Raw genomic sequence first — 15,603 nt, 5'->3', positions numbered from 1 at the left:
CATTTCTGATTAATGTAGAGTTGCTGGATATCCTCCGAAAACAACTGTTGCAATTGTGAAACCGCCAAAGATGACAGCGGCTGCCAAATTGAACACGATGCTTAGGATATTGCGCTCTTTAAAACCTTGTACAGTTCCGATAACGGAAAGAATTGCAACTAAGCCGAAGATGACCATTAAAATCAAACTTGCGTTCATAATGAAGACACTCCTTTCAAGTAGAGAAAAAATGAATGCCGATTTAGCAATATTCCTCTCTTATTGTACTGTTTAAAAAACATTTTGTCGAGGCATATAAGTGACGTTTGTTTGAAAACGGAATGCAACTTCATTATTATTACCTAAAGGAGGAGAGATTAATGTTGAAGGTACGTACATATCCATTAGGTCCAATTCAAACGAACTGCTATATTATTAAAGATGGTGAAGGTCAATGCCTTATAGTGGATCCTGGTGAAGAGGGAAGCAGGATTATCGAGGAAATAGTAAAAATGAATGGCAAACCTTTGGCGATTCTTTTAACGCATGCCCATTTTGATCATATTGGGGCTGTTGATCAGGTTAGAGATCATTTTTCAATACCCGTCTATATTCATCGTGAAGAGCAATATTGGCTGATGAATCCAGATCTTAACGGTTCGTCAAGGTACCCGGGATTGCCACTTATCTCTAATAAGGCAGCAGATCACTTCCTACAAGAAGGTCAATTGAAGATTGGGCCGTTTCAATTTGAAGCCCGACATACACCCGGCCATTCTCCTGGCAGTGTGTCCTTTATTTTTGAGGATGCCCATTTCGCAATAGTTGGAGACACGCTGTTCAAGCAAAGTATCGGTAGAACTGATTTAACAGGTGGCGACACGAATACGTTGCTCAATTCGATTGAGGGGAAGCTTATGTCATTGCCGAATGATTTCATTATTTATCCAGGTCATGGCCCATCAACAACAGTCGGGGATGAAAGGGAATCGAATCCATTTTTGAAATAAAAAAACAGCCTTTTGGCTGTTTTTTGGTTTCGGCAGTTAGTGCCCGCCACCTGGTACATGAATGAATGTTGAATAATAGCTGAATCCTACCATGAAAATCATTAGGTAAGCTCCGAACATGTACATATACATACGCTCTGTAAGATTCAAATATCCAAGCAACAGGAAGAAAATAGTGCTGGCTACGAAGATGACAGTTGCTGGCATCATTCCACCGATGAAGAACATTACAGCGAAAATACCTGTCCAAAAACCGCATAGCTTGAACATATTATCCATAATTGCGTCCCTCCTTAACTTGAAACAGTACAAAGATCTCCTATTCATTATAATGGATACCAACTCGAAATGTAAACTCATATCAAGTCAACATTGTGACAAATGGATGGATTGGAGTTGTTTGGAAATACAGCAAAATTTGATTTTGCCCCAGAAATTGCGGTTTTAAATTTCTAAGGGGCCGATATTGCCCTTCAAATTTCGAGTTTGCTTCAATCTATTCCTTTATCAAATTTTTCATCGTATACTCAACATTAAGGTGAAAAGCGGTCTTTCACCCCCATCTTCGAAAGAGGGGTGTTTAATGAAAATGCGTACTAACCTCGTAGAAATAAAATGTTTTGAACTTTTGGAACGGGCAATTGCCAATGACGCCACTGATATTCATCTTGTTCCAATGCGCGACGGTTATGATGTGCGTTTCAAAAAGAATTCAAAATTAGAACGGACTGGCTCATATCCCCCACAGTTGGCCATCCGTATGATCTCCTTTTACAAATACCTTTCATCTTTAGATATTAGCGATAAGCGCAAACCCCAAAGTGGTTCATTTCATAAAAAAGTACAGAATGAAAATTATTCCTTTCGCGTATCAACGATTCCCTCGGTCCATATGAAAGAAAGTGTTGTTATCCGGTTGCAAAGGCATGACAGGATTCTGCCCCTTGATAAGTTGTGTATCGACCCTGTATGGGAACAAAAGTTTAGGTATGCTACCCAAGAGCAGCAGGGGCTCATCATCGTGACCGGGCCGACAGGAAGTGGAAAAACGACAACTATTTATTCGCTGACTGCCCATTGTGTCAATCATCTTGAGAGACATGTCATTACATTGGAGGATCCTGTAGAAAATAATCATGCTCATTTGCTGCAAATTGAAGTGAATGAAAGGTCCGGAATGACATATGCCGCTGGTTTGAAAGCTATTCTTAGACATTCCCCTGATGTGATTATGATTGGTGAAATCAGAGATGCGGAGACTGCGAAAACAGCTGTAGCAGCTGCTTTGACGGGGCATCTTGTATTAACGACGGTCCATTCAAAGGATCCGGAAGGCTGCTTTTACAGATTAATGGATTTCGGAATCACCCCGGAAGAGTTACGGCAAACGATAGTCTGCATTTCTGCACAACGGTTAATACAGAAAAGTGATGGCAGCCCGGGAGTTGTATTTGAAATTGTTCAAGGAAATCTTTTAGAGTCAATTGCCGAAGAAATTATTAAAGGTAAAAAGGTTTCCATTCCGAGAGAAATAAAAATCGAATCATTATTAAAGAAATACAGTCGACAAAATGAAAAGACTTATGGATAAGAGAAGGCTTAATATAGAAAACCGTCCTGCGTTTTTAGAAAGGTTATCGATTTTACTACAGGAAGGATATACATTTTACGAATGTCTTGTTCTATTGTTGCCTCATCATACCAAGGATTATTTTGAACTGCTTGAACTGATAGAGAAGGATTTGAAAAATGGACAAGGTGTACCAACAATCCTTGAAAGGCTTGGCTTTTCTTCAAGCGTCCTTTTACCGGTAGTTGTGTCTGAAGTCGATGGACAATTAGTCGAAGCGTTGAAGGGGATAGCGGAACGGTTGAAAAAGACCGCTGAAAGACAAAAGAAGTTAAGGGCTCTCCTTCTTTATCCAATAGTTCTCTTTTTCTTCATGGCAATATTGTTGTTGGCGTATCGCAACTATTTCTTACCGAATCTCCAGGCGTTATCTGTATCGAGGAACGAAGACGCGGCAGGAGTCATCGAGATGCTACCTTACATCGTCTCCAAGATTCCTGATGTGTTAATAGGTTCAGTTATCTTGGTAAGCATAGTGGCGGTTGGCGGTTCGCTCTTTTATCGGAAACAATTACCTTCAGCTAAAATCAGATTTCTCTTAGCGCTTCCAGTAGTCTGTCGATTTTTTTCGAAGCTTAAAACACGGGACTTTGCGGGTGAGATAGGAAGCCTGTTGTATTCAGGGCTATCAATGCAAGATGCGCTTGAAGTATTAGTAGAACAAAAAGTGGATCCTATCATGAGTGAAGTTGCGAGTACGATTAAGAAGCACGTTGTTTACGGTGAGTCTTTCGAGCAGGCAATCCATATGACCCAAGGTCTTCTTGATGAATTAGGTGCATACGCCAAACACGGGTCCGATACCGGCCATCTTGCAAAAGAACTTATGATTTACAGTGAAAAATTAGATGAGATGATTGAGGAAGAGTTAGGGAAGTGGCTTGCGATGTTACAACCTATTTTGTTTACATTACTGGCCATATGCATTTTATCAGCCTATTTAGCATTGTTGCTACCGGTATATGGAATGTTCGACAAATTTTAAGGAGGGGGCAAGTTGAAATATCTTAAAGGAGAAAAGGGATTTACTTTGATAGAAATGATGATAGTACTTTTGATTATTTCTTTACTGGTTTTAATTGCTTTGCCGAATGTGACGAAACATGCGGAAAAGATAGATGAAAAGGGCTGTGATGCTTATATACAAATGGTACAGGGGCAGGTTGCAGCGTATAGGATGGATAAACATGAAACTCCAGATCTTGAAGATTTAGTCGTTGGTAAATACTTGCTTGGAGAAGCGAAGTGTCCCGATAATACAAAAATAAAGATAACAGAAGGTGTAGTAGAACGGGATATAGAAAACGCCGGTGAAAATTGAAGGTTGATAAGCAATCCGGCTACACATTCCTTGAACTACTATTAGTTCTCAGCGTAGTCATCATCTTAACAATCGTCATCATTCCAATTGGCGACCGTTGGATTCAAAAACAGAGTGAGGAAGAGGCACTTCAAACCCTGATAGCGACAATCCATCATGCTCAGGCCTATGCAATTGCTCATGAAGCATTTACTTCTATTCAATTTCGCAATTCAGGGGGGGCATACAGCTTATACACACCGGACTCCGTGAGGTATTCAACTATCGATTTTCCGGAAGGTATGAGGTGGATTGCTAACGGTAATCGGATTAGGGCGGTGGAGTTCCATCAGAACGGCCATATCATTAACCCAGGGACTCTTATTATCCGCACGTCAACTGGTGACAAACGGTTGACGTTGCAATTACAACATGGGAGGATACTTGTCTATGATCAATGAAAATGGATATTCATGGCCGGAGTCTATCTTATCCCTTGGAATTGTTATGGTCATTTTCGGGACGTTATTTCCTTTTTACTCTCATATGACTATGAGATTGGAAATGAAACGACTGGAAATGCATGCTGCTGAAACGGCATACCATGGCGCGATTCTTCATAAATCATATGGTTTGAGTGAAGGAATAAATCGTATACAAGAGGTTGCTTATAAATGGACAGTGAACTCTGATTCCATTTGTGTGAAGTATAATTTCATTGAAACGGAAGTCATCAAGTGCCTAAACTTTTAATGAACTTGAATGAAAATGGGTTCACGTTTTTAGAGTCGCTGTTTCATTTACTGATCGCTGCTATTTTTCTTCAATTTGTCGTTCTGTTTTTTTATTGGAAAGCACCTATTGAACGACAATTGGAAGATTATTTTGCTACAGAATGGGAGTTATTTGCAATCGATCTTCAAATGTTATTATTGGAAGTAGAAGATTTTAGCGTAGCTGCAGGGAATCAAACAATATCTTTTATCAACAAAAGGGGAAAGATACAAGTAGGGCAAAGCGGTACGCTGATTCGGAAAACGACCTATGACAGAGGTTATATCCCACTTTTCACTAATGTATACAGTACGACTTTCATTGTTGAAGGACATGAATTACTTTTAAAAGTTACAATGCTGGACGGGAGTCAAAGGGAGAGGTGGTTTGCTATTGGGTCGCATCCAAAATGAAGATGGAATCATCTTGGTAGCCTCACTTATTTTACTTTTTATCGTAAGCCTCTTTCTTTTTACCCTTGTTTCATGGCATAGTAATTTATACAGAACATTCGATTCTATTGAAACGTATTACGAAAAAGAGACAAAAAAGATTATGTGGCAAGGCGGTTAAAACAATGAAGAAAGTGTACTTGGTAGGATTCATGGGGAGTGGGAAAAGTGCCATTGGCAGGCGGTTAAGCACTTTGTTGAATATCCCATTTTATGATATGGATGCTGAGATTGCTGCACAAACCGGGATGACGATTCCCCAAATATTCGAAACGTATGGTGAAGAAAGTTTTAGGGAAATGGAAACGGACTTTTTACGGCATTTTCACGATGAGTATTGTATTATTGCCACTGGCGGTGGAGTGGCCATGCGTGAGGAAAATAGGAGTATTATGAGACAAACTGGTCTTGTCTTTTATTTGAATGCCAATTTCCGGGATATTTGGCGCAGAATCTCGACAGACATCAACAGGCCAATCGTTCAAAGGTCATCAAGAATTGAATTGGAAACCATTTTTAACAAGAGAATGCCGCTCTATCTTAAAAGTGCACATATAAAAGTTGAGACAACTGATAGGACATTGAAAGAAATTACACAGTATATAGCGTTTCAAATAGATCGGTTGAAAAACCAATAGTACAATGACGAATCTTATGTTTATTTGTCGAAAGTATGCATGTGGAATTATTTCGATAAGTAAAACACGAACGTTAATGTGTGTTTTTTATTATTCGTTCGTAAAATAACCGTTGCATTAAAAAGGATTGCGCTTCCACTTGTGAAATGTTAAGATATAAGGCGAAAGGGCATATAGTTGCCAGAATTTTTTTGATGCCTAACACTTAACTGCATATGGCGGATGATTGGATTGGGGAGAGCACGCATTGGGCGTCGCCGAAGGAGCAAATAACTTAGGTTATGAATCTCTCAGGTAAAAAGACCCGTTCATGACGCATCTCTGGAGAGTGCCGGTACTTTCGGCCACCAACGAGGAAAGCCGCAAGGTCAAACTTTCAGGTACATGGACAGAGGTTCTCTTACAAGTTAAGGGGACTTCTGTCTTTTTTTATCAATTATCCAAGGGGGAATATGGCTGTGGCAGAAACTTTGAAACGAACCGCTCTTTTTGAAAGCTATAAGCAGTACGGCGGTAAGACAATCGATTTTGGCGGGTGGGAATTGCCAGTTCAGTTTTCAAGCATTAAAGCTGAACATGAAGCTGTTCGAACAAAAGCAGGTTTATTCGATGTATCTCACATGGGTGAAGTCTTCGTTTCCGGAGATGGCGCTTTAAATTACTTGCAAAAGCTTGTAACGAATGATGTCTCTAAACTGAAGGACGGTCAGGCACAATATACTGCAATGTGCTATGAGAATGGTGGGACCATAGATGATTTATTAATCTATAAAAGAAAAGATAATGACTATTTACTTGTTGTAAATGCTTCAAACATTGAAAAAGACGTCGAATGGATGATGAAACATGCAACTGAGGATGTTGTCATCGAAAACCGTTCTGATGAATTCGGTTTGATTGCTTTACAAGGACCGAAAGCGCAGGAAGTTTTGCAAAAATTGACGTCTGAACCTTTAGAGGAAATCAAATTCTTCCGTTTTAAAGAGAATGTCGATGTTTCTGGACACGATGTACTTGTTTCTCGGACAGGTTACACAGGGGAGGATGGCTTTGAAATTTATGGTTCTCCTGAGTCCATTGTTGCCCTTTGGCCGATTATCCTGAATGCCGGTGAAGAAGAAGGCGTTGTCCCTGCCGGATTAGGTGCACGTGATACACTTCGTTTTGAAGCGGGGTTACCTCTTTATGGGCAAGAATTATCAAAAGATATATCTCCCCTTGAGGCAGGTTTGGGCTTTGTTGTTAAGTTGAATAAAGAAATAGATTTCATAGGTAAAGAAGAACTCGCTAAACAAAAAGAAGAAGGCGTACCTCGTAAACTTGTAGGCCTTGAAATGATTGACAAGGGAATTCCGCGTACCGGTTATAAAGTTTTCATTGGTGATCAGGAGATTGGTGAAGTTACTACTGGGACCCAGTCACCTACCTTGAAAAAGAATATTGGTTTCGCACTACTTGAAACTGAACATACAACTGTTGGAACAGAAGTAGAAGTTGAAATTCGCGGCAAGCGTTTGAATGCAGTACTAATTGCAACACCATTTTATAAACGATAATTGAATGTAGAGGAGAAATGTGGACATGAAGCTCAAGCATCGTTATATTCCTATGACGGATCAAGATCGCGACGAAATGCTATCGGCAATCGGAGTTGCGACGATTGATGAACTTTTTGAAGATATCCCTGAAAAAGCCCGCTTTAAAGGCGAATTGAATATAAAACAGGCAAAATCCGAGTCGGCATTGACGAAGGAACTTGCTCAACTTGCAGCAAAAAATGCTGATGCTCGTACATATGCATCATTCCTTGGAGCTGGTGTGTATGATCATTATAAGCCGATCATCGTTGACCATGTAATTTCACGTTCCGAATTTTACACGGCTTATACACCATATCAGCCTGAAATTTCACAAGGTGAATTGCAAGCGATTTTCGAATTCCAAACGATGATCTGTGAATTGACTGGCATGGATATTGCAAACTCCTCCATGTATGACGGTGGAACTGCACTTGCCGAGGCGGGCACAATGGCCGCAGGTCACACACGCCGGAAAAAAATTCTTGTATCAGAAACGGTGCATCCGGAATCCCGTGACGTCGTTGCAGCTTATGCAGCTGGCCAATATATCGAAGTCGTGACGATTCCACAAAAAGACGGGGTTACGGATATGGCTCAACTTGAAGAATTATTGGATGACAATACTGCAGGTGTGCTCGTCCAATATCCGAACTTCTTTGGACAAGTCGAAGATATCCAGAAAATCGGGGAAATGGCTCATGACAAAGGTGGACTGTTAGTCGTTTCGGCAAACCCACTTGCACTTGGTGTGTTGACACCTCCTGGAAAATTGGGCGCGGATATTACAGTAGGTGACGCTCAACCATTCGGTATTGCTGAACAGTTCGGCGGACCGCATTGCGGATATTTCGCATCAACGAAAAAGCTTATGAGAAAAATGCCGGGCCGGTTAGTAGGGGAAACTACTGACGAAGAAGGAAGACGCGGCTATGTGTTGACGCTTCAAGCGAGGGAGCAGCATATTCGTCGTGATAAAGCGACATCAAATATTTGTTCGAACCAAGCGTTAAACGCGCTTGCGGCATCAGTTGCGATGACCGCTTTAGGTAAAGTCGGCGTGAAGGAAATCGCCTACCAAAATATTGCGAAGACGGCATATGCGAAGAATGCTTTTGAAAAAGCAGGATTTGAAGTGAAATACGGTGGAGCGCATTTCAATGAAATTGTCGTAAAAGTTAATAAATCTGTAAAAGAGATTAACGCAAAGCTTCTTGATAAAGGATTCATCGGTGGATATGACCTTGGATTAACTTATCCTGAGCTTTCCAATCATGTTTTGATTGCGGTAACTGAACAGCGTACAAAAGAAGAAATCGATGCACTTGTGCAGGAAATGGAGGCCCTTCATGCATAAAGATAACCAACCGCTTATTTTCGAAATTACAAAAGAAGGTCGGATCGGCTATAGCCTTCCGGAACTTGATGTGCCGGAAATCGATTTGTCCAGCCATTTGCCAAATGGGTTTCTAAGGGAAGAATCTGCTGATCTTCCTGAGGTTTCAGAGCTTGACATAATGCGCCATTATACTGCATTATCCAATCGTAACCATGGCGTTGACACTGGTTTCTACCCGCTTGGTTCATGCACGATGAAATATAATCCGAAAATCAATGAGTTTGTTGCACGTATCCCAGGATTCGCTAATATTCACCCATTACAAGACGAATCGACTGTCCAAGGTGCAATGGAAATGATGTATGATCTGCAACAACATCTTTCTGAAATTACAGGTATGGATGAAGTGACACTGCAACCGGCAGCTGGTGCACATGGTGAATGGACTGCGTTAATGATGATTCGTGCATTCCATGAAGCGAACGGAGAAAGCAATCGTACGAAAGTTCTTGTGCCAGACTCCGCTCATGGAACGAACCCTGCTTCAGCAACTGTGGCAGGATTTGATACAGTAACGATAAAGACGAATGAATTCGGATTAGTCGATATTGAAGATTTGAAATCAAAAGTTGACCAAGACACAGCAGCATTCATGTTGACGAACCCGAATACACTTGGGCTTTTCGAACGGGATGTTCTCGAGATTTCCGAAATCATCCATGGTGTCGGCGGCAAGATGTACTATGACGGAGCTAACCTAAATGCAATTATGGCAAAAGTTCGTCCGGGGGACATGGGCTTCGACGCTGTTCACTTGAACTTGCATAAGACATTTACAGGTCCACACGGTGGCGGTGGCCCAGGTTCTGGCCCTGTCGGCGTTACAAGTGAATTAGCGCCATTCCTGCCGAAGCCGGTACTTGTGAAGAAAGACGACCAATATACATTCGAATACGATCTTCCGCAATCAATCGGTCGCGTTAAACCGTTTTACGGAAACTTCGGCATCTATTTACGTGCGTACACGTATATCCGCTCTATGGGTCCAGATGGTTTGAAGGCCGTAACGGAATATGCGGTATTAAATGCGAACTATATGATGCGCAAACTCCAGCCATATTTTGATTTGCCATATACACAGCATTGTATGCATGAGTTTGTTTTATCCGGACGTCGCCAAAAGAAATTGGGCGTACGTACATTGGATATGGCGAAACGCCTGTTAGACTTCGGCTTCCATCCGCCAACAATCTACTTCCCATTGAACGTTGAAGAGGGGATGATGATTGAGCCTACAGAAACTGAGTCCAAGGAAACCCTTGATTCGTTCATCGAAGCAATGATTCAAATTGCGAACGAAGTCGAAGAGACTCCTGAAATCGTTCAGGAAGCCCCTCACACGACTGTTATCAACCGCCTTGACGAAACGAAAGCTGCCCGTCAACCGGTATTGCGCTACATTAAAGAAGAAGAGCTTGTTGCTGTTAAATCATAAAAGTATAAAAACTAAAGGAGAGTCCCGAAAGCGGGGCTCTCCTTATTTGTTCTTTCAAACAATTGTAGGCATAGAAAAAGTTCCTCCAAAGGAAGAACTTAGACGTGTTATACGTTTTGTTTAAAGCGAAAAAAAGTCACTTGCTTTTCACTTTGCCTGTCCAAGTGCGGAAGCCGCCTTGTAATTGGTAAAGTTGAGTATAATCCTTCTTTTTAAGGAATAAGGCCGCACGGGCACTTTTCCCTGTGTTTTGATCGTACAAGTAAACGGGCTTGTCCGGTCGGATTTCCTTGTAGCGCTGACGGAATTGCGAATATGGGATATTACGTGCGCCTAAAATATGTCCCGCCTCATATTCCTTCGGCTCCCTGACATCGATTAATTGGGACTTACGATACCCTTCGATAAATTGCTCTTGTGTCAGGTTAATAACAGCTTTTCGCAAGCGCAGCATTGTGATGACGAAATATAAGATCAAAATTAATAATACTGCACCTAAAATATAATAATTCGGATTCAAGACCGCTTTCCCCCTTCTATATATAGTTACATTATATAGAATGAGTCCCACTTGTTCAACAGACAACATATATTGCTATATAGATTTAATGGAGGAGGCAAGTCTGCTTTGGATTTTCGCACTAATGCAATTCAGACAATTTTCTTTCCAAATGTTGTACACAACCCGACAAATCAACGAACATCCTATTACAATACACATGAAAAAAGAATCAGTCCAGTTAAGGAAAATTATGAATCCCCGAATGACCAGGATACATCTGTAAATGACAACTTTCATCAAAACTTGGCTGATCTTCATTCGAGACATCAAGAATTTGCTGATTTACTTACAAAAACAGAGAGTGAATTCTCAATGCGAAGTATTGAATTGCTTATTGATGAAAAATTACAACCCATCCTATTGGATCAAAAAAATAAAAATGAGATGTATCTTTCAAAATTAAGAGATTTGGAGGAAAGTATAATGCAGGAATTTCAACCAATAAAGGAGCAACAAAGTAGTCTTAAAGAAGCACTTGAAACAATAACAGAAGAGCAGGAAAATAAGAATAACGAAATACAAGGCCAGCTTGAACAGGTGAAAGATGAAACAAGGGAAGCTTTAGACTTGCTTTCTCATCATGGAAGTATAGTAGAACAAAATTCGCAACCTAATGACGAGCAGTTAAGCATAATAATCACGCAACTTAAAGAAAAAGTCCTGCAACATGAAAGTATCATAAGGAAGGAAGTTCAGCCTCTATTGAAGGATTTACAAGAAGCTATGACAAACCCATTAGTAATATTATTAAAGAATCTAACACCCGGAACATTAATAAAGCAACTGAACGTAAATGGTGTAGTTTTTGAAGTAATCTATTTCTTAGACTTTGATAGTCATTCGAGTCTGGCTACATTTCTCATAGAAGGAAAAATCATTTCAATAAAAGCAACAAAAATCGACTCCTTAACTTTTGGTTAAGGGTCGATTCTTTTCGTGTGAATTTATCTTTGTATTGCATCAATTCTACGGTAGTCAACGAGTAATACCTCATTGTTTCCTTTTACGAATGTCACGAGACCTGTGAAACGATTAAAGGATGCGAAAGTTTCTACGGATTCTTTTTTACCATTTATGAAGACTTCCTCTATACTTTCCCCAGGAGTTAAAGATGCAAGCAAATCAAAGATAGGTCCCCGATGAGCAATATTCGTGTTTTCTGTCATTGTATCCACCTCCTTTAACGATACACACACTATATTTATTCCATTTTTCAGTGAAGCTTTAGTGCATCAATGGTTTCAATATCTATCAGTAATAAAGAATGATCATGTTTCGTGAATGTAACCAAATTAGTAGTTTCGTCAAACGAAACGAAGGATTTCACAGATTCACTCCTGCCGTTAAAATACACCCGGCTAACTTTAGTTCCTTGGCTCATTGATGATAGTAAATCAAAAAAGGGACTTCTACTTGAAATACCCATACTTTCCTTTCCTCCCCATTCATTTATGTTATTGCCTCAAACTTGGATCCTCTTGACGGACCTAACCCTATACTATTAAGGAATTCATCAGTGCATTGGACGAACAACATTAGTTGTAATGTCCATGAGGCAAAATCCCGATTAAATGGACATTTGCAATCCGCTCATGTCTACCCTCTCGAACTAAAACCCTCATATACATAAATGAATCACTTAAATTTGTTGAGAGGTGAAAAGGTTGGATGAATATGTGTTAGTGATAGCAGCACATCCAGATGATGAACTTTTAGGGTGTGCTGGTACATTAAAGAGATTAATAGATCAAGGTTATAAAGTAGTAACAGTAATTTTCGCAAAAGGAAGGAAAGACAAGGAAGAGGAAATGTTGCAAGCAATGAAAGATGCAAATAATTGTTTAGGGGTAGAGGAACATATCTTCCTTGCTTATCCGAATCTATTATTGGAGACGTATCCATTACATGTAATAAATGAAGAAATAGAATCATTAATTAACAAATACGAACCCTCAATCATCTTCACACATCATTACGGGGACATAAATAGGGATCACCAGGTACTCTTTCAAGCGGTACTAACTGCCGCTCGGCCATTACCTAACAAAAAGCCGATAGAAATACTTTGTTTTGAAACAGTATCATCTAGCGAATGGACTCCGTTCACTGATGATAAAACATTTAAACCTACTTATTATGTCGATATTACGGATACTATAGATAAAAAAATCGAGTCTCTTAAATTTTATGATGCTGAAATGAGGCCATTCCCTCATCCGCGATCCTATGAGGGATTACAACATTTAGCGCGGGTAAGAGGCATGGCGGTAGGCGTGGAGTATGCAGAGGCATTTGAAGTGATAAGGAGGGTGTGGAAATGACGGAAAAAAGTAAATCTGCCGACTCTTTCATACCTGATCCATATTTAGTGTCAGCTACTGATGAATTTTATGGTATTGATATTGATACGGACAAAGACAATATATCCAAAAAGAAAAGCAACAGTAGGAATAAGAAACCCCTCGTTAGTCAGAAGAAAACAAAAACCTTGCGGATCTTATTGACAACCTTCTGGGATTATCCAGCTGTAGGAGGTTTACAGAACTATATTTATTCACTTAAAGCCGGTTTGGAAAGTCTTGGTCATAAAGTTGACGTAATAGCTCCAAACCTCTTTACGCAAGACAATAGAAAGGGTCTAAATAAAGAAATCAAAGTGAAGACAAAACAATTTTATATCGATCGTTATGGAAGCTTTAACGAGGAAATTGTGAAAGAGAATGTGCGGTTAATCAGTTATGAAATGAAATTAGAGAAAATGAATCTTGAGAAATATGATCTAATTCATGCCCAAGACCGTTTTACAGCGACTGTTTTAAGCAGAGTCAATGAAAAGTATCAAAAGCCAATCCTTTTTACACCACATGGGTTTATGACACAACGTAAACTCGATTTCAATTTAATACAACAAGAATCAGTCGAAGAATCCTTCTATTTAGCGTTGGACCGACTTGCCGTTAGGACTTCGAGCCATATTATTACCCTATGTGAACTATTTCGCCCTTTGTTGAAAGACCTTGGAGCAAAGGATAGTAAAATGACGACAGTATATACCGGGATTGACTTTAAACTTAAAAAGAAATCAGAGAAGAAAAAAGAGACGAAAATGATTATTACTTGTGTTTCCCGCTTACGGCCTCGTAAAGGACATAAATATTTGTTTGAAGCATTAGCGTTAATCAGGCAAAAATTAAAAAATGTCGAGATATGGATCGTCGGTGATGGCGAGATGAGAGATGAACTCGGGAAGCAAGTTAAAGCTTTGAATCTTACGAATGTCGTTTTTCTTGGTGAACGAAAGGATGTACCACAGCTATTAGCAAGCTCTACAATTTTTGTGTTACCGACAACGAGCGATACGCTTCCTATCGCAATCATTGAAGCAATGTTTGCAAAAAAACCGATTTTAACTACTTATCATGGAGGGATTCCGGAATTGATAACCGATAATCATTCTGGATTGCTTGTAGAGCCGGGAGAACCGAAAATGCTTGCTGAAAAGTTGGAACAGCTGCTTAGCGATCAGTCATTGAGAGACCAATTGTCTCAAAATGCGAAAGAGTTTGCGGAAAACAATTTGACGAGGTCGATCATGGTCAAAAAAATAGAAAGCATCTATGTATCACTTGTATCAAAGGAGATGTCTTGAATGATACACTCCATTCCAGCCGTCGTCCTCGATTTGAGCGCAACAGGTATCGGTATTGTGAGAAGTTTAAGTGAAAAAGACATTAATGTACATGCGTTCGATATAAAAGGAAAATATGAAATTGGTAAAACTCGTCATGCAACATGTGGCATTTGCCCTCATCCTGTACATGAGGAATTGGAATTGTTGAAGTTCCTTTTGGAATTAGGTAATAACTTTAATGAGAAAGCCGTACTATATGCAGGTTCTGATGATTATGTCCAGTTCATTTCCAAGTATAGGGAAGACTTGAGAAGGTGTTATTTGTTTCTATTGCCTTCACCTTCCATTGTGGAAGCTGTCTTGGATAAAAGGCTGACATATGAATTGGCTGTTAAACACGAAGTGCCTTGTCCGAAAGTTTTCGAGCTTGAAAATGAGCACCAATTGGAAGACGTTGTGCAAGATATAACCTTCCCGTGCATTCTTAAGCCGACAAACTCATCAGCATTTCGAAGTCGAATTCCAAATGAGCTGTACAAAAAAGCGATTGTCGTAAATGAGGCATCTGAGTTACATGAAAAATACCTCTTTTATCGTCAGTTTGGTGAATTAATGATACAAGAAATCATTGAAGGAGAGGAAAGCCGGATTTATTCGGTGAAGACGTTTTTTGATGAAAATATGAATCTAATTGGAATCTACATGAATCAAAAAATACACCAATTCCCTCCGGTATTCGGCTCTTCTGCAATGGTCCTCAGCATTAGAGATGAGGAAGTTATTCGAAAAGCGTTTGATTTCTTATTGAAATTGAATTTTAAAGGGCTTTCTATAACGGAATTTAAGAGGGATCCAAGGGACGGTGAGTTGAAGTTCATCGAAATCAATTCGCGAATCGGGCTTACTCAAAGACTATCAACAGCCTGCGGGGTAGATTTGGCGTATTTATACTATTTGTCACTCACAAATCAGAATCCAAAACCAGTTCTAACGCAGCGGGAAGGGATTAAATGGGTTTATTTGGTCCGGGACTTCATTTCTTATCGCCATAAGAGGAAGAATGGAGAAATGACATTTATTGATTGGATGAAAGGTCTCTCGGGAAAACGAGTGGAAGCGCTTTTCGCTTGGGATGATCCGCTTCCATTTATCCGCAGTTTTTATTCCCACTTGCGGAATTTATGGAAGAACAGGTAAATGCAGTTTAAAAGGGAGT

20 protein-coding genes and 1 riboswitch are annotated in these 15,603 nt (G+C 40.0%); of the genes, 16 read left to right on the top strand and 4 right to left on the bottom strand.

All coding sequences use genetic code 11. The annotated features are described in order from the left end of the window. Positions 1-9: 9 nt before the first annotated feature. Positions 10-198 (bottom strand): DUF2759 domain-containing protein, encoded by a 189-nt coding sequence (locus tag P5G49_RS16360; RefSeq protein WP_301245553.1) that lies wholly within the window; start codon positions 196-198, stop codon positions 10-12. 161 nt (positions 199-359) lie between these two features. Between P5G49_RS16360 and P5G49_RS16355 the strand changes: the two genes are divergently transcribed. After that, the gene (locus P5G49_RS16355; protein WP_301245551.1) at positions 360-989 is read left to right on the top strand and encodes an MBL fold metallo-hydrolase; all 630 of its coding nucleotides are present in this window, start codon (positions 360-362) and stop codon (positions 987-989) included. 36 nt (positions 990-1,025) lie between these two features. Here the strand turns inward: P5G49_RS16355 and P5G49_RS16350 are convergent, their stop codons facing one another. Continuing rightward, positions 1,026-1,268: a DUF2626 family protein gene (locus P5G49_RS16350; protein ID WP_301245549.1), complete on the bottom strand. Its 243-nt coding sequence runs from the start codon at positions 1,266-1,268 to the stop codon at positions 1,026-1,028. 304 nt (positions 1,269-1,572) lie between these two features. Here P5G49_RS16350 and comGA point away from each other — a divergent pair, with 304 nt between their 5' ends. The 11 genes from comGA to gcvPB all read left to right on the top strand — a co-directional run bounded on the left by comGA (position 1,573) and on the right by gcvPB (position 10,194). After that, positions 1,573-2,580, top strand: a complete 1,008-nt coding sequence (gene comGA / locus P5G49_RS16345) for a competence type IV pilus ATPase ComGA (RefSeq protein ID WP_301245547.1) — start codon at positions 1,573-1,575, stop codon at positions 2,578-2,580. Beyond that, a complete protein-coding gene (comGB, locus tag P5G49_RS16340; protein WP_301245545.1) occupies positions 2,561-3,604 on the top strand; it encodes a competence type IV pilus assembly protein ComGB in 1,044 nt (347 codons plus the stop codon). The genes comGA and comGB overlap by 20 nt, the downstream gene beginning before the upstream one ends. Before the next feature lie 12 nt (positions 3,605-3,616). Further along, positions 3,617-3,940, top strand: coding sequence for a competence type IV pilus major pilin ComGC (comGC, locus tag P5G49_RS16335; protein ID WP_301245543.1), 324 nt, complete (start codon positions 3,617-3,619; stop codon positions 3,938-3,940). Continuing rightward, the gene (gene comGD / locus P5G49_RS16330; RefSeq protein ID WP_301245541.1) at positions 3,937-4,380 is read left to right on the top strand and encodes a competence type IV pilus minor pilin ComGD; all 444 of its coding nucleotides are present in this window, start codon (positions 3,937-3,939) and stop codon (positions 4,378-4,380) included. Before comGC ends, comGD begins: the two co-directional genes overlap by 4 nt. Further along, positions 4,370-4,672, top strand: coding sequence for a hypothetical protein (locus P5G49_RS16325; protein WP_301245539.1), 303 nt, complete (start codon positions 4,370-4,372; stop codon positions 4,670-4,672). The genes comGD and P5G49_RS16325 overlap by 11 nt, the downstream gene beginning before the upstream one ends. Then, positions 4,657-5,106, top strand: coding sequence for a competence type IV pilus minor pilin ComGF (gene comGF / locus P5G49_RS16320; protein ID WP_301245537.1), 450 nt, complete (start codon positions 4,657-4,659; stop codon positions 5,104-5,106). The genes P5G49_RS16325 and comGF overlap by 16 nt, the downstream gene beginning before the upstream one ends. Beyond that, a complete protein-coding gene (locus P5G49_RS16315; RefSeq protein WP_301245535.1) occupies positions 5,087-5,266 on the top strand; it encodes a hypothetical protein in 180 nt (59 codons plus the stop codon). Before comGF ends, P5G49_RS16315 begins: the two co-directional genes overlap by 20 nt. 4 nt (positions 5,267-5,270) lie before the next feature. Then, positions 5,271-5,783: a shikimate kinase gene (locus tag P5G49_RS16310; protein WP_301245533.1), complete on the top strand. Its 513-nt coding sequence runs from the start codon at positions 5,271-5,273 to the stop codon at positions 5,781-5,783. 223 nt (positions 5,784-6,006) lie between these two features. Then, a riboswitch (glycine riboswitch) is annotated at positions 6,007-6,099 on the top strand. A gap of 142 nt (positions 6,100-6,241) precedes the next feature. After that, a complete protein-coding gene (gene gcvT, locus P5G49_RS16305; RefSeq protein ID WP_301245532.1) occupies positions 6,242-7,339 on the top strand; it encodes a glycine cleavage system aminomethyltransferase GcvT in 1,098 nt (365 codons plus the stop codon). A 25-nt stretch (positions 7,340-7,364) separates the two neighbouring features. Beyond that, entirely contained in the window at positions 7,365-8,717 is a 1,353-nt protein-coding gene (gene gcvPA / locus P5G49_RS16300) for an aminomethyl-transferring glycine dehydrogenase subunit GcvPA (protein WP_301245530.1), read from the top strand. Then, entirely contained in the window at positions 8,710-10,194 is a 1,485-nt protein-coding gene (gene gcvPB / locus P5G49_RS16295) for an aminomethyl-transferring glycine dehydrogenase subunit GcvPB (RefSeq protein WP_301245528.1), read from the top strand. Before gcvPA ends, gcvPB begins: the two co-directional genes overlap by 8 nt. Before the next feature lie 136 nt (positions 10,195-10,330). Here the strand turns inward: gcvPB and P5G49_RS16290 are convergent, their stop codons facing one another. Continuing rightward, a complete protein-coding gene (locus P5G49_RS16290) occupies positions 10,331-10,714 on the bottom strand; it encodes a rhodanese-like domain-containing protein (RefSeq protein WP_301245527.1) in 384 nt (127 codons plus the stop codon). 108 nt (positions 10,715-10,822) lie between these two features. On the opposite strand from P5G49_RS16290, the gene P5G49_RS16285 reads away from it, so the two are divergent. Next, positions 10,823-11,677, top strand: a complete 855-nt coding sequence (locus P5G49_RS16285) for a hypothetical protein (protein ID WP_301245526.1) — start codon at positions 10,823-10,825, stop codon at positions 11,675-11,677. A 23-nt stretch (positions 11,678-11,700) separates the two neighbouring features. On the opposite strand, the gene P5G49_RS16280 is transcribed toward P5G49_RS16285, so the two are convergent. Next, positions 11,701-11,922, bottom strand: a complete 222-nt coding sequence (locus tag P5G49_RS16280; protein ID WP_301245524.1) for a hypothetical protein — start codon at positions 11,920-11,922, stop codon at positions 11,701-11,703. A 498-nt stretch (positions 11,923-12,420) separates the two neighbouring features. Here P5G49_RS16280 and P5G49_RS16275 point away from each other — a divergent pair, with 498 nt between their 5' ends. Genes P5G49_RS16275 through P5G49_RS16265 form a run of 3 tightly spaced genes read left to right on the top strand, consistent with a single transcriptional unit; the run spans position 12,421 to position 15,584 of the window. Continuing rightward, the gene (locus P5G49_RS16275) at positions 12,421-13,077 is read left to right on the top strand and encodes a PIG-L deacetylase family protein (protein ID WP_301245522.1); all 657 of its coding nucleotides are present in this window, start codon (positions 12,421-12,423) and stop codon (positions 13,075-13,077) included. Next, on the top strand, positions 13,074-14,405 hold the full coding sequence (locus P5G49_RS16270) for a glycosyltransferase family 4 protein (protein WP_301245520.1): 1,332 nt from the start codon (positions 13,074-13,076) through the stop codon (positions 14,403-14,405). Before P5G49_RS16275 ends, P5G49_RS16270 begins: the two co-directional genes overlap by 4 nt. Then, positions 14,406-15,584: a carboxylate--amine ligase gene (locus tag P5G49_RS16265; RefSeq protein ID WP_301245518.1), complete on the top strand. Its 1,179-nt coding sequence runs from the start codon at positions 14,406-14,408 to the stop codon at positions 15,582-15,584. Positions 15,585-15,603: the final 19 nt, after the last annotated feature.

This window comes from Sporosarcina highlanderae, from assembly GCF_030433715.1.
Lineage (GTDB): Bacteria > Bacillota > Bacilli > Bacillales_A > Planococcaceae > Sporosarcina > Sporosarcina highlanderae.
The sequence above is the reverse complement of the archived record's forward strand: the minus strand, read 5'-3'. Positions and strand labels throughout refer to the sequence as shown.